The 14,058-nt window shown below is 69.6% G+C and carries 12 protein-coding genes; 7 read left to right on the forward strand and 5 right to left on the reverse strand.

What is annotated here, in order from left to right; all coding sequences use genetic code 11:
* Window positions 1–6: 6 nt before the first annotated feature.
* The 3 genes from kce (at window position 7) to ACZYRS_RS04545 (ending at window position 3,858) form a co-directional block, all read left to right on the forward strand.
* Window positions 7–954 carry a 3,5-dioxohexanoate:acetyl-CoA acetone transferase gene (kce, locus tag ACZYRS_RS04535; protein WP_463418273.1) on the forward strand — a complete coding sequence of 316 codons (948 nt, stop codon included), beginning with the start codon at window positions 7–9 and terminating at the stop codon, window positions 952–954.
* Between the two features lie 45 nt (window positions 955–999).
* A complete protein-coding gene (locus ACZYRS_RS04540) occupies window positions 1,000–1,905 on the forward strand; it encodes an SDR family NAD(P)-dependent oxidoreductase (RefSeq protein ID WP_463418274.1) in 906 nt (301 codons plus the stop codon).
* A gap of 171 nt (window positions 1,906–2,076) precedes the next feature.
* On the forward strand, window positions 2,077–3,858 hold the full coding sequence (locus ACZYRS_RS04545) for a tannase/feruloyl esterase family alpha/beta hydrolase (protein WP_463418275.1): 1,782 nt from the start codon (window positions 2,077–2,079) through the stop codon (window positions 3,856–3,858).
* 10 nt (window positions 3,859–3,868) lie between these two features.
* Here the strand turns inward: ACZYRS_RS04545 and ACZYRS_RS04550 are convergent, their stop codons facing one another.
* Window positions 3,869–5,095: an MFS transporter gene (locus ACZYRS_RS04550; RefSeq protein ID WP_463418276.1), complete on the reverse strand. Its 1,227-nt coding sequence runs from the start codon at window positions 5,093–5,095 to the stop codon at window positions 3,869–3,871.
* Window positions 5,096–5,209: 114 nt separating this feature from the next.
* Here ACZYRS_RS04550 and ACZYRS_RS04555 point away from each other — a divergent pair, with 114 nt between their 5' ends.
* Complete coding sequence (locus ACZYRS_RS04555; RefSeq protein ID WP_463418277.1) at window positions 5,210–6,154, forward strand: LysR family transcriptional regulator; 945 nt, start codon at window positions 5,210–5,212, stop codon at window positions 6,152–6,154.
* Here the strand turns inward: ACZYRS_RS04555 and ACZYRS_RS04560 are convergent.
* Complete coding sequence (locus ACZYRS_RS04560) at window positions 6,138–6,821, reverse strand: TetR family transcriptional regulator C-terminal domain-containing protein (protein WP_463418278.1); 684 nt, start codon at window positions 6,819–6,821, stop codon at window positions 6,138–6,140. The two genes, ACZYRS_RS04555 and ACZYRS_RS04560, sit on opposite strands and share 17 nt — an antisense overlap.
* A 175-nt stretch (window positions 6,822–6,996) precedes the next feature.
* Here ACZYRS_RS04560 and ACZYRS_RS04565 point away from each other — a divergent pair, with 175 nt between their 5' ends.
* Window positions 6,997–8,067: an asparaginase gene (locus ACZYRS_RS04565; RefSeq protein WP_463418279.1), complete on the forward strand. Its 1,071-nt coding sequence runs from the start codon at window positions 6,997–6,999 to the stop codon at window positions 8,065–8,067.
* A 7-nt stretch (window positions 8,068–8,074) separates the two neighbouring features.
* Here the strand turns inward: ACZYRS_RS04565 and ACZYRS_RS04570 are convergent, their stop codons facing one another.
* Genes ACZYRS_RS04570 through ACZYRS_RS04580 form a run of 3 tightly spaced genes read right to left on the reverse strand, consistent with a single transcriptional unit; the run spans window position 8,075 to window position 10,709 of the window.
* The gene (locus ACZYRS_RS04570) at window positions 8,075–8,905 is read right to left on the reverse strand and encodes a phosphatase PAP2 family protein (RefSeq protein ID WP_463418280.1); all 831 of its coding nucleotides are present in this window, start codon (window positions 8,903–8,905) and stop codon (window positions 8,075–8,077) included.
* Between the two features lie 11 nt (window positions 8,906–8,916).
* A complete protein-coding gene (locus ACZYRS_RS04575) occupies window positions 8,917–9,744 on the reverse strand; it encodes a metallophosphoesterase family protein (RefSeq protein WP_463418281.1) in 828 nt (275 codons plus the stop codon).
* Window positions 9,741–10,709 (reverse strand): diacylglycerol/lipid kinase family protein, encoded by a 969-nt coding sequence (locus ACZYRS_RS04580; protein WP_463418282.1) that lies wholly within the window; start codon window positions 10,707–10,709, stop codon window positions 9,741–9,743. Before ACZYRS_RS04580 ends, ACZYRS_RS04575 begins: the two co-directional genes overlap by 4 nt.
* Before the next feature lie 215 nt (window positions 10,710–10,924).
* Here ACZYRS_RS04580 and glyQ point away from each other — a divergent pair, with 215 nt between their 5' ends.
* Entirely contained in the window at window positions 10,925–11,833 is a 909-nt protein-coding gene (gene glyQ, locus ACZYRS_RS04585; protein WP_093442160.1) for a glycine--tRNA ligase subunit alpha, read from the forward strand.
* Window positions 11,834–11,851: 18 nt separating this feature from the next.
* Window positions 11,852–14,050 (forward strand): glycine--tRNA ligase subunit beta, encoded by a 2,199-nt coding sequence (glyS, locus tag ACZYRS_RS04590; protein WP_463422450.1) that lies wholly within the window; start codon window positions 11,852–11,854, stop codon window positions 14,048–14,050.
* Window positions 14,051–14,058: the final 8 nt, after the last annotated feature.

Below are 14,058 nucleotides of genomic sequence, written 5' to 3' on the forward strand. Positions count from 1 at the left end.
CCCGACATGGCAACCACAATCACCCAAGACAAGGTCATCATTTCCTGCGCGGTCACCGGCTCGGTCCACACGCCGACGATGTCCGAGCACCTGGCGCTCACGCCCGACCAGATCGCCGAGCAGGCCATCGAAGCGGCGGAGGCGGGCGCCGCCATCCTGCACCTGCATGCGCGCGACCCGAAGGACGGCCGGCCCTCGGCCGATCCGAAGATCTTCGATGCCTTCGTGCCGCGCATCCGCGACGCCACCGACGCGGTCATCAACATCACCACCGGCGGCAGCACGCGCATGACGCTCGAGGAGCGCCTGGCCTATCCGCTGCAGGCCAAGCCGGAGATGTGCTCGCTGAACATGGGCTCGATGAACTTCTCGATCCACCCCGCTGCGCGGCGCATCGCCGAGTGGAAGCACGAGTGGGAGAAGCCGTATGTCGAAGGCATGGAGGACCTGATCTTTCGCAACACCTTCCGCGACATCAAGCACATCCTGAAGGTGCTGGGCGAAGACTGCGGCACGCGCTTCGAGTTCGAGTGCTACGACGTGGGGCACCTCTACAACCTCGCGCATTTCGTGGACGAAGGGCTCATCAAGGGGCCGCTCTTCATCCAGAGCATCTACGGCATTTTGGGCGGCCTCGGGCCGGACCCGGAGAACCTCGTGGTGATGCGCACCACCGCCGACCGCCTCTTCGGGCGCGACGGCTACCGCTTCTCGATCCTCGGCGCGGGCCGGCACCAGATGCCGCTCCTGACCATGGGCGCGGTGATGGGCGGCAACGTGCGCGTGGGCCTGGAAGACAGCCTCTATCTGGCCAAGGGCCAGCTCGCGAAGTCGTGCGCCGAGCAGGTGCGAAAGATCCGCCGGATTCTCGAAGAGCTGTCGCTCGAGATCGCTACGCCCGACGAGGCGCGCGCGATGCTGGGCCTGAAGGGCCGGGACGCGGTCGCGTTCTGAAAGCGCTCGCCCGAAACAAGCCATTCATATCAATCAGGAGTAGCAATGAACAAGTTCTTGAAAGGCCGCGTGGCCATCGTCACGGGGGCCGGCAGCGGCCTGGGCAAGGCGCATGCGATGGCGCTCGCGCGGCATGGCGCGCGCGTGGTGGTCAACGACGTGGCGGGCCGGCACGAAGGCTCGCCGGGGCGCGCGGTCGCCGACGAGATCGTGCGGGCCGGCGGCCTTGCCATCGCCGATGGTGGCAACGTCACCGACTTCGCGCAGATGGAGCAGATGGTGGCGCGCGCCATCGGCGAATGGGGCCGCGTCGACATCCTCGTGAACAACGCCGGCGTGCTGCGCGACAAGACTTTCTCCAAGATGTCGCTCGACGATTTCCGGCTGGTGATGGACGTGCACCTGATGGGCGCCGTCAACTGCGTGAAGGCCGTGTGGGAGCACATGCGCGAGCGCCGGTACGGCCGCATCGTGATGACGACCTCGTCGTCGGGCCTCTACGGCAACTTCGGCCAGTCCAACTACGGCGCCGCGAAGATGGCGCTCGTGGGCCTCATGCAGACGCTGGCGCTGGAGGGCGCCAGGCAGAACATCCGCGTGAACTGCCTCGCACCGACGGCCGCGACGGCCATGACAGAAGGCGTGCTGCCGCCCGAGGCGCTGGCCCGGCTCGCGCCGGCCAGCGTGAGCCCGGGGCTCGTCGCCCTCGTCGGCGAGGACGCGCCGACGCGCACCATCCTTCTCGCGGGTGCCGGCAGCTTCGAGAGCGCCAACGTCACGATGACGCAGGGCATCTTCATCGGCGATGCGGAAGACCCGGTGGCGCAGATCCGCTCGCGCATGGAAGAGATCCTGGACCGCCAGGACGAGCGCGTGCCCGGCACGGGGTTCGAGCAATACCAACTGGAGCTTTCCAAGGCCGGCATCGAGATGGCGCTGCCCGGCGCATAGAGCACACGCCGCCGCACGGCGAGGGTTTTCACTGCATGGGGGCACCACATCGGATTCGCCCCCGCGGTGTCGGGTTCGCACATTGGATTCGGGAGGGGCGCGCGCGAGACTTTGTCGGGCCTCGCAAGAAGGCCGCGCAAGCAACCTGCAACGACATCGGAGACAGACCCAATGAAATCCAGTAATCGAGACCTGGCCCTCGTGGCCGCGGCCTGCCTCGCAGCGACCGCCATGCTCGCCGGCTGCGGCGGTGGCGGAAGTGGCGGCGGCGGCTTCCCGTTCGTGACCCTGCCCCCGGCCGCACCACCGCCCGCCGCGCCGCCCCCGGCAGCGCCGCCGCCGCCTTCGCAACCCGTGGCGCTCACCTGCGACCAGTTGCAGGGCATGACCGTCGCCGCCTCGGCGATCGGCCTGCCCACCTCCGGCGCCACCGTGACGTCGGTGAAGACCGTGGCCGCGAGCGGCAGCGGCGCGGCCGCTGTGCCCGAGTACTGCGAGGTCGCGGGCAAGATCGCGCCGGTCGACATCACGGCGCCCAACATCCTCTTCCAGCTGGCGTTGCCCACGCGCTGGAACCAGAAGGTCGTCATGTTCGGCGGAGGCGGGTTCAACGGCACCATTCCGAGCGTCAAGAGCAACGTGCCCAACGGCCCCGTCGACCAGCCGACGCCGCTCGGCCGCGGCTACGCCACCTTCGCGAGCGACTCGGGCCATCAGGCCAACGCGCTCGGCTCGCAGGACGGCTCGTTCGGCCTGAACGACGAGGCCGTGCGCAACTTCGGCGGCGACGTGCTCAAGAAGGTGCACGACGTCGCACTCTCGCTGGTGAAGGCGCGCTACGCGGCCAGTCCGGTGAAGGCATATTTCGCGGGCGGCTCGACCGGCGGGCGCGAGGCGCTCACGGCCATCCAGCGCTGGCCCGCGGACTGGGACGGCGCAATCGCCTGGTACCCCGCGTGGAACGACGCGTCGGCGCTCCTGGCCGGGCACCGCATGAGCCGCGCGCTCGCGCAGCCGGGCGCCTATCCCAATGTCGCCAAGCGCGAGGTGCTTTACAAGGCCGCGATGGAAGCCTGCGACGCGCTCGACGGCGCGACCGACGGCCTCATCAGCAACCAGAACCTGTGCAACGCGCGCTTCGATCCGTCGACCGCCACGCTCGCGGGCGTCGCGGTGCGCTGCGCGGGCGGCACCGACACAGGCAACACGTGCCTCTCGGATGCGCAGATCACGGCACTGAAGACCATCGATACGCCGACCAACTTCAACTACCTGCTCGCGAGCGGGGAGACGCAGTACCCCGGCTACAACGTGTGGGGCGCGGACCTGGGCATCACCACCTGGCCTTCGCCGCTGGAGCCGGTGGTGACGTTCCTCGCGTTCGGCACCTCGCCGCCCGGGCGCCCGATGCCCGCGACCGCGCCCTACGTCAGCGTGCTGACCGACCAGTGGATCAAGTACTCGGTGACGCGCGATCCGCTGTACGACTCGCTCTCGCTCGATCCGGAGAACGCCGGACCCTGGGCCAACCGCATCAGCGCGCTGAGCACGCAGCTGGACGTCAGCACCGACATCTCCGCGTTCAAGGCGCGCGGCGGCAAGCTGCTGCTGGCCCACGGGCTGGCCGACGTGCTGGTGAGCACGCGCGCCACCGAGCAGTACTACCAGCGGCTGCAGTCGCGGCTGGGGCTCGCGGAGGTCGATTCGTTCGTGCGCTACTACGAGGTCGCGGGCCTCGGCCACGCGGTGAGCAGCGTCTTCAACGCGACGTGGGATTCGCTCACCGCGCTGGAGCAATGGGCCGAGAAGGGCACCGCGCCCACGGGGCAGGTGACGACCGACACGGCCGGCGTGCCCGGCCGCACCCGGCCGCTGTGCGACTACCCGAAGTGGCCGGCGTACAAGGGGTCGGGCGACGTCAACCTCGCGGCGTCCTTCCGCTGCGCGGACTGAGGGCGTCCGCTCAGGGCTTGCGGGGCGCGGGCCAGAGGCGCACCACCAGAGCGGCTGCCGCCGTGCCGGTCGCGAGCCACGTCACGCCGGCCCAGCCCCACTGCGCGAGCGCCAGCGCGCCCAGCGCCGAGCCGGCCGCCATGCCGATGAACATGCTGGTGAACAGCACCGCGTTCAACCGGCTGCGCGCGCCGGGCTCGATGCCGTAGACGATGGTCTGGTGCGCGATCAGCGTGGCCTGCAGGCCGAGGTCGAAGCCGACGGCCGCGATCGCCAGCAGCCACAGCTGCGCGTGCGGCAGCATCAGCGGCGCGAGGCCCATGGCGGCGAACGACACCACGGCCAGGCCGGCGCCCAGGCGCGTCACCAGTTGCGGGCCGCGCCGGTCGGCCAGGCGCCCGGCCAGCGGTGCCGCGAGCGCGCCCGCCGCACCGGCCAGCCCGAAGGCGCCGGCCGCGGCGCTCCCCAGGTGGAAGGGCGCGCCGTGCAGCATCACCGCCAGCGTCGACCAGAACGCGCTGAAGCCCACCGCGAGCAGCGCCTGCGCCAATGCCGCGCGGCGCAGCGCGCCGTGGCGTGACCACAGCGTGCCCAGCGAGCCGAGCAGCGCGCCGTAAGCCAGGTGCGTGGTCGGCCGGAAGCGCGGCAGCCCGCGCCAGGCGGCCGCGCCGATGAGCGCGATGCTGGCCGCCGCCGCGATGAACATCGCGCGCCAGCCGAAGTGCTCGGCGACGAACCCGCTCACCACCCGCGACAGGAGGATGCCCAGCAGCAGCCCCGTCATCACCGTGCCGACGGTCTTGCCGCGCGAGGCTTCGGGCGCCAGCGTGGCGGCGGCGGGCACGATGTCCTGCGCCATCGTGGCCGCCAGGCCGATGGCCAGGCTGGCCGCGAGCAGCACGCCGATCGACGGCGCGGCGCCGGCCACCAGCAGCGCGGCGCAGAGCGCGGCCGCCTTGATCAGCACGATGCGGCGGCGGTCGAAGCGATCGCCCAGCGGCGCCAGCAAGAGGATGCCGAGCGCGTAGCCCAGCTGCGTCAGCGTGGGAATGAAGCCGACCGCGCGGCCGGAGGCGCCGATGTCGGCGCCCAGCACGCCGAGCATCGGCTGCGCGTAGTAGAGCGACGCCACCGACAGGCCCGCGGCGGTGGCCAGCAGCAGCACCAGAGAAGCCGGCAGCGTCTGGCCGTCCGGTGCGGCGCCGGGGTGGGCATGCAGTGTTTGAATGGATGACATGGTGATAACCCTTGGTTTTTCTGGCTAGGGCTGGAATGTGCTCCTCTTGAGGTGTACTTGGTAGCCCTGTGGGTTGCACAATGTCCATACGTGATGCGCATAAAGAGCGAGGAAATGCCGAATTCACCCCCCGCCGCCGACCGCATCGAGCTGATGCAGACCTTCGTCCACATCGTCGAAGCCGGCAGCCTCTCGGCCGCCGCATTGCGGATGGGCGCGACGCAGCCCACCGTGAGCCGCCGGCTGCAGGCGCTGGAGCGCTCGCTCGGCGTGCGGCTCTTGCGCCGCTCCACGCACGCCATGAAGCTCACCGAAGACGGCGAGCGCTGCTACGAGCGCGCCAAGGAACTGATCGCCAACTGGCGCGCCTTCGAGGCGGACCTGCGCGGCGTGGGCGACGAGCCCGAGGGCACGCTGCGCGTGGTGGCGCCGCACGCGCTGGGGCAGCGGCTGCTGGTCGGGCCGTTGGCCGAGTATCTGCGCGCCTATCCGCGGGTGGCCGTCGAATGGCTGCTGCACGACCGGCGGCCCGACTTCATCGCCGAGGGCGTCGATTGCGCGATCCAGGTCGGCGAGGTGACCGACACCATGGCGGTGGCCATCAAGCTCTCGGAGGTGCCGCGCGTGGTGGTCGCCGCGCCGTCGGTGCTGGAAGGCCGCAAGCCCCCCACGCACGCGTCGGAACTGGCCGGGCTGCCCTGGATCGCGCTGCGCACCTTCTATCGCAACGAGGTGCAGCTCACGCACCGGCCGAGCGGCGAGCTCGCGCGGGTGCCGATCCGCCCGCGCATGAGCACCGACAGCCTCTATGCGCTGCACAGCGCCGCGGTCATGGGGCTGGGCGCCTGCATCGGCTCGGCCTGGCTCATGAACGACGACATCGCCGCAGGCCGGCTGGTGCAACTGGTGCCGCAGTGGCATGCGGCGCCGCTGCCCGTGTACCTGACCTATTCGCCCGCGCGCTTCCAGCCCGCGCGGCTGCGCCGCTTCATCGAGGTGGTGCGCCTGGCGATGGCCGACCCGACGGGCCGCGCCTGGGAGGTCAGGGCGTCGGCTTGATGCCGCAGCCGCCCAGCACGAACGCCACCAGCTCGCGCGCGATGGGTTCGCGGTCGATGGGCGCATCGGGCGGCAGGCCCAGCATCACGCGCGTCTGGATCGCGTAGTCGGCGTAGCTCTGGGTCATGGCCCAGATGTGCATGAGCAGGATGCGCGCATCGAGCGGGCGCATCTGCCCGCGCGCGATCCAGCCGTTGATGATGTCCACCTTCTTCTGCGTCCACGCCCGCGCGTTGGGCCAGTAGCGGTCCAGGTTGCGGCCGCCGTCCAGGATCTCGCGGGTGAAGATGCGCGACATCTCGGGGCTGTCGATGGCATGGTCCAGCTTCTTGCGGATGTAGTCGCCCAGCACGGTGGCCGGATCGCTCGCGTCCTCGAACGAGAACACCACCTTCCAGGCGTGCAGCACCTGCATGAGGAGCTCCTCGTAGAGCTCTTCTTTGCCGGCGATGTAGTAGTGCAGCTGGGGCTTGGTGAGGCCGGCGCGCGCGGCGATGGCCTGCGTCGAGGTGCCCTTCAGGCCATGCAGGCTGAACTCGGCCACCGCCGCGGTGCGGATGGCGGCCATGATGCGCTCGCGCCCCGGGCGTGCGCGCGACAGCGGGCCCTCGGGGGCGGGCATTTCCTGGGCGGTGGCGGGGGGCAGGGCGGCGGTGTCGGAGGTCATGCTGGAGGGTTGGCGGCGTGGCGCCGGTCGATGGTAATCCTTGGCGCATGGCCGCCCGCCGTGCCGCAAGGCATGGCCGCATGCAGTGCCGGCATGGCCGCAGGGCGCATGCGGGCACGGTTCATGTATCTTCCTCGCCGCTTCCAGACATTCACCTCAGACCAAGGAGTCTTCCATGTACCTCTCTCCCCGTTTCAGGGCCTTCGCCGCGGGCGCCGCCCTGCTGGCCGCCAGTGCCCTTGCGCAGGCCCAGCAAGCGCTGCCGAACGTGGTGATCCTCGCCACCGGCGGCACCATCGCCGGCGCCGGCGCCTCGGCCGTCAACAGCGCCACCTACGCGGCCGCCAAGGTCGGCGTCGACAAGCTCATCGCCGGCCTGCCCGAGCTCGCCAAGGTCGCCAACGTGCGCGGCGAGCAGGTATTCCAGGTCGCATCGGAAAGCCTCACCAACGACAACCTCTTGACGCTGGCCAAGCGCGTCTCGGCGCTCTCCAAGCAGTCGGATGTCGATGGCATCGTCATCACCCACGGCACCGACACGCTGGAAGAAACCGCCTACTTCCTCACGCTCACCGTGCACACCAACAAGCCGATCGTGGTGGTCGGATCGATGCGCCCCGGCACGGCCCTCTCGGCCGACGGCGCGCTCAACCTGTACGACGCGGTGAACGTGGCGGGCAGCAAGGACGCCGTGGGCAAGGGCGTGCTGGTGACGATGGGCGACAACATCGACAGCGGCCGCGACGTGAGCAAGAACGTCAACATCAAGACCAGCGCGTTCTCCAGCCAATGGGGCCCGCTCGGCATGATCGTGGAAGGCAAGAACTACTGGTTCCGCGCGCCGGTCAAGCGCCACACCATGAATTCCGAATTCGACATCGACAGCATCACGGCGCTGCCGCCGGTGGAAATCGCGATGGGCTACGAAGGCGTGTCGTCGGTGGCCATCGACGCGATCGCCAAGAGCGGCGCCAAGGCGCTCATCCACGGCGGCACGGGCAACGGCTCGGTGGCCGACCGGATCGTGCCGAACCTGCAGAAGGCGCGCACCGACGGCGTGATCGTGATCCGCAGCTCGCGCGTGCCCGACGGCTTCGTGATCCGCAACGCCGAGCAGCCCGACGACAAGTACGACTGGGTGGTGGCGCACGACCTGCGTCCGCAGAAGGCGCGCATCCTGGCGATGGTGGCCCTGACCAAGACCAACAACACCAAGGAATTGCAGCGGATTTTCTGGGAGTACTGATCCCAGGTCAGCGCGCGGTGCGGCGCTTGCGGTGCCGCGCGTATTCCAGGCTGCTCACGCACACGAGCAGCCAGGCGAAGCCGGTCAAAAGGCCCGCCGCCACATCGCTCGCGAAGTGCACCTGCAGGAAGATGCGGCTGCACGCGATGGTCAGGATGGCGCCCACGGCGGCCATCGCCGCCGGCACATGCCAGCGCGCCGGCAGCGTGCGCAGCGCCAGGTACAGCAGCATTCCGTAGCTCACGATCGCGCCCGCGCTGTGTCCGCTCGGGAAGCTGTAGCTCGTCTCGAACGCGAGGCCGTGGTCGTGCACCGGCCGCGCCCGCTCGAAGATGTGCTTGAGCGCGGGGTTCAGCACCACGATGCCGCCAAGCGCCATCACCCAGCCGAGCGCGAGGCCGCGGTGCGCATGGCGCCACAGCACCGCGGCGATCACCACGCACACCGGCGCGAGAAAGGCGAAGTCGCCCAGGTGGGTGAGCCAGCTGAAGGCGACCAGCGCGGCCCACGGCACGTGGGTGCCGATGGCGTCGGCCAGCGCCTGGTCGGCCCGGCCCATCGAATGACCGTCGGAAAGATTCGACGCGATCCATGCGAACACGCTTGCCGCCGCCAGGATCAAGAGAAAACCCGCCGCGAGCCCGAGGGCGATGCGCGGCTCGCTGGGCTCGTCGGCATCGAGCGCCTTGAAGTGGCGGCGCTGCAGCGTCCAGCAGAGGGCGCCGGCGCCGAGCACCGACACGGTCCAGATCGAGACAAACCAGCCGAGCGCATGGGCGCCCAGTTGCTGGGCAAGGAGAACGAGCGGGGGTGCGAGAGGGGAAGCTTCCAACGGCATGCGGCTGCACCCTAAGGGGGCGTCGCGCTGCTGGCAAGCGAAAGCGGGAATACTTTGGCGCACACGAAGGCTTTGTCGGCGGCGGCGTAGTCCCAGCGTTCCACGCGGCACGCGCGCGCGCCGCCGGCCATGTCCAGGCGCACCACGTTCACCGAATTCGCAAAGCCGGCGCGCACGCGGTGCGACACCGCCGTGCCCGCCTGCACGGCGAAGGCGGTGCGCTTGCAGCCCGAGAACGCGTCGTGCAGCGAGCGCACATAAGGCAGGTGGATGTGCCCGCCCAGGATCAGGTCCACGCCCGCTTCGGACCAGCGCGCCACCGCCCGCTCGCGCCCGTGCAGGCGGTTGGACATGTCTTCCTGCCGCGTGACCATCACCGGCTGGTGCGTCACCACCACGCGCAGCTGCGAGGGCGATGCGGCCGCGAGGCGCCCGGCCACCCGCTCGACCTGCGCGGGCGACACCACGCCGTCTTCATGCCGGTACCAGCGCGTCGTGTTGACCGTGACGACGAGCCACTCGTCGGACGCGAACACCGGCTCCAGGTCGTCGCCGAAGGCTTCCATGTACCGGCCGTAGGGCGAGAAGCAGCGCGCCGCGAGCTGAAAGAGCGGAATGTCGTGATTGCCCGGGATGACGAGCGTGGCAGGCGCCGCCAGCCGGCCGACGAAAGCGCGCGCCGCCGCGAACTGCACGCGCGTGGCGCGCTGCGTGATGTCGCCCGACATCACCACCACCTGCGGCGCGAGCGCCTGTGCAAACCGCTCGAGCGCCCGCAGCACCTCGGGCCGTTCGGTGCCGAAGTGCGGATCGGAGATCTGCAGCAGGCAAGGGCTCATTGCTTGGCCGCCTCCAGCTCGGGCGCGACGTCGGGCCGCACCAGCCACAGCGGCTCGGGCGACACGCGGAACAGCAGCGGCATGTCGGTCCAGGCGATCTCGCCGTCGGTCGCCACCTTCACGCGGCGGGGCGCCCGCAGGCGGCCGGCCTTGACCGTCATCGATTCGAAGGGAAAGCTCAGCACCTGGTCGGCGCGCCCGAGCTTGCCCATCGCGCCGTGCACCAGCAGCCCCGGCATGGCCAGCACGCCGACCGGCTTGAGCGCGATGGCCGCGAGCTGCCCCTGCTCGGGCGCATCGGCATGCTCGATGCCCACCTGCAAGAGCTGCAGCGGGTTGTTGCCCACGAAAAGGGTCGGCGTGCGGATGTCCTTTTCCTGCCCGCGCCAGGCCATGCGCAGGTTCCAGTGCCGGTGGCGCCCGCGCATCACCGTGAGGAGACCCGCGAAGAATGCGATCCAGCGGCTGCGGCCATAGCGCGCCTTGTAGGTCTCGCGCTCTTCCAGCAGCTCGGCGTACAGGCCCATGCTGGCGTTCACCAGGAACACCCGGTCGTTGACCAGCCCCACCTGCACGGCCCGCGGCGCCTCGGTCAGCAGCACCTGCATCGCTTGGGCGGTGTCGCGCGGAATGCCGTGGGTGCGGCTGAAATAGTTGAAGGTGCCCTGCGGCAGCACGCCGAAGGCGCAGCCGCTGCCCAGCGTGGCCTGCGCGACCGCGTTGATGGTGCCGTCGCCGCCCGCGGCCACCACCACGCCGCCGACGGTGCGGGCGCGCTCGACGGCTTCGCGCGCCAGTGCCTGCAGCCGGCCCGGGCCGTCGACCAGGAAGATGCGGTGCTTGCGGCCGGCCGCGGCAAAGCCTTCCTCGATGACCCGGCGGGCCTCGGCGGCGCTCTCGCTGCCGGAGCCGGCGTTGAGCACGATGAAAAACGGAGTGTTCGGACCGATGTGGGGCGGTTGCATGTCTGTGGGGCGGGGAAAAGACGGGCCCGGAAGGGGCTGCGTGAGGGGCTGCCGCGTGCGGCCGGCCGTTGGTTGTCGCACGTGCGGCCGGGCAGCGGGAGCGGCCGGCATCCCGGCCGGCTGTGGGAGAGTTGCCCTCCGCCCGTAAAATCGTCCGCTTTCGCGGCGCATCGCCGCGCTACCGTCCAAATGTCCGGCCCGCGCCGGCCAGCTTCATGTTGACCTTCCAGCAAATCATTCTCAAACTGCAGTCGTACTGGGCCGACAAGGGCTGCGCGCTGCTGCAACCGTACGACATGGAGGTGGGCGCGGGCACCTCGCACACCGCCACCTTCCTGCGAGCCCTCGGCCCCGAGCCCTGGAAAGCCGCCTACGTGCAGCCCAGCCGCCGCCCCAAGGACGGCCGCTACGGCGAGAACCCCAACCGCCTGCAGCACTACTACCAGTACCAGGTCGTGCTGAAGCCGGCACCCAGCAACATCCTGGAGCTCTATCTGGGCAGCCTCGAGGCCCTGGGCTTCGACCTCAAGAAGAACGACATCCGCTTCGTCGAAGACGACTGGGAGAACCCCACGCTCGGCGCCTGGGGCCTGGGCTGGGAAGTCTGGCTCAACGGCATGGAAGTGACGCAGTTCACCTACTTCCAGCAGGTCGGCGGCATCGACTGCAAGCCGATCACCGGCGAGATCACCTACGGTCTCGAACGCCTCGCGATGTACCTGCAGGGCGTGGACAACGTCTACAACCTCACGTGGACCGACGGTCTCACCTACGGCGACGTCTACAAGCAGAACGAGGTCGAGCAGTCGACCTACAACTTCGAGCACAGCGACGCCGAGTTCCTCTTCACCGCCTTCAACGCGCACGAAAAGCAGGCCAAGCACCTCATGACCGAGCAGCTCGCGCTGCCGGCCTACGAGCAGGTGCTCAAGGCTGCGCATAGTTTCAATCTGCTCGATGCGCGCGGCGCGATCAGCGTGACCGAGCGCGCGGCCTACATCGGCCGCATCCGCAACCTCGCGCGCAGCGTGGCGCAGAGCTACTACGACAGCCGCGAGCGCCTGGGCTTCCCGATGGCGCCGCGCGAATGGGTTGCGCAGATGCCCCCGAAGAAAGCTGCCTGAGCGATGACGACGACTCCCATGAACAACAAGAACTCCCTCTTGGTCGAACTCTTCGTCGAAGAGCTGCCGCCCAAGGCATTGAAGAAGCTCGGCGACGCCTTCGCGGGCGTGCTGCGCGACCAGCTCGTGGCGCAAGGCCTGGCCGAAGCCGGCTCGGTGCTCACCGCCTACGCCTCGCCGCGCCGCCTGGCCGCGCACCTCACGCACGTGGCCGAAGGCGCTGCCGACAAGGCCGTGTCGCAAAAGCTCATGCCCGTGGCCGTGGGGCTCGATGCCTCGGGCCAGCCGACGCCCGCGCTGCTCAAGCGCCTGGGCGCGCTCGGTGCCGATGCCTCGGCCGTGCCGGGCCTGAAGCGCGCGATGGACGGCAAGGCCGAAGCGCTCTTCTACGAAAGCACCGCCAAGGGCGCGACGCTGGCCGAGGGCCTGCAGAAAGCGCTGGCCGAAGCCATCGCCAAGCTGCCGATCCCCAAGGTGATGAGCTACCAGCTCGAGAGCGGCTGCGAACTGCCGGGCTGGAGCAGCGTGAGCTTCGTGCGCCCCGCGCACGGCCTCGTGGCGCTGCATGGCGACACCGTGGTGCCCATCGAGGCGCTGGGCCTGAAGGCCGGCCGCGAGACGCACGGCCACCGCTTCGAGGCGGCGGTCGATCCGGTCGTGCTGCGCGATGCCAACAGCTACGCGCTGCAGCTGCAGGACGACGGCGCCGTCATCGCGAGCTTCGAGGCCCGCCGCGCCGAAATCGCGCGGCAGCTCGCGGCCGCGGCAGTGAAAGTCGGTGGCGGCTCGGTGCCGATCCACGACGACGCGCTGCTCGATGAAGTCACGGCGCTGGTCGAGCGCCCCAACGTGCTGGTCTGCAGCTTCGAGCGCGAGTTCCTCGAAGTGCCGCAGGAATGCCTCATCCTCACGATGAAGGCCAACCAGAAGTACTTTCCGCTGCTCGATGCGCAAGCCAGGCTCACCAACAAGTTCCTGGTGGTCAGCAACATCAGCCCCGACGACGCGAGCGCGGTCATCGAAGGCAACGAGCGCGTGGTGCGCCCGCGCCTGGCCGACGCCAAGTTCTTCTTCGACCAGGACCGCAAGAAATCGCTGGCCTCGCGCGTCGAGTCGCTGGGCAAGGTGGTCTATCACAACAAGCTCGGCACGCAGGGCGAACGCGTGCAGCGCGTGATGCACATCGCGCGCGGCATTGCGGAAAAACTCGGCGATGCGAAGGTCGCCGCGCAGGCCACGCAGGCCGCCCAACTGGCCAAGGCCGACCTCGTGACCGACATGGTCGGCGAGTTTCCCGAACTGCAGGGCACGATGGGCCGCTACTACGCGCTGCACGACGGCCTGGACGCTGCCGTGGCCGATGCGATCGAAGACCACTACAAGCCACGCTTTGCCGGCGACGAGCTGCCGCGCAACAACGTGGGCCTCGTGGTCGCGCTGGCCGACAAGCTCGAAACGCTGGTCGGCATGTTCGGCATCGGCAACCTGCCCACCGGCGACCGCGACCCGTTCGCGCTGCGCCGCCATGCGCTGGGCGTGATCCGCATGCTGATCGAGAGGGATTTGCCGCTCGACTTGAAAGACTTGCTGGAAGCATGCGCAAACGTATTTGACGACGAGGCGCGCAAGAACAGCGGTATCAGCAAAGGCTTGACGCTTCTGATCGAGGGGCGTGAGCTGCCTCGAATCAAGATCGATCCGGATACGGTCTCCAATTTGATGTCGTTCATATACGACCGCCTTGCGGGCAGCCTGCGCGAGCAGGGCGCGAGCGCTCAGGAAGTCGACGCCGTGCTGGCCCCGCTGCCGCAGCGCCTGGGCGAAGTGCCCAAGCTGCTGGCCGCCGTGCGCGCCTTCGCCGCACTGCCCGCCGCCGCCGCGCTGGCCGCGGCCAACAAGCGCATCGGCAACATCCTGAAGAAGGCGCCCGAGGCCGACGCGCACGTGAGCGCGCTGCTGCTGCAGGAGCCCGCCGAGAAGGCACTGCACGCCGCCATGGCCGAGGTCGTGCCCGCCGCCAACGCGCAGTTCGAAGCCGGCGACTACACCGCCTCGCTGCAGACGCTGGCCGCGCTGCGCGAGCCGGTCGATGCCTTCTTCGACGGCGTGATGGTCAATGCCGAGCAGGCCGACCTGCGGCTCAACCGGCTGGGCCTCCTGATGTCGCTGCACGCCGCGATGAACCGCGTGGCGCAGCTCGAGCGGCTGGCTGTCTGAGGCTCGCC

This window comes from Variovorax sp. AC194, from assembly GCF_979257995.1.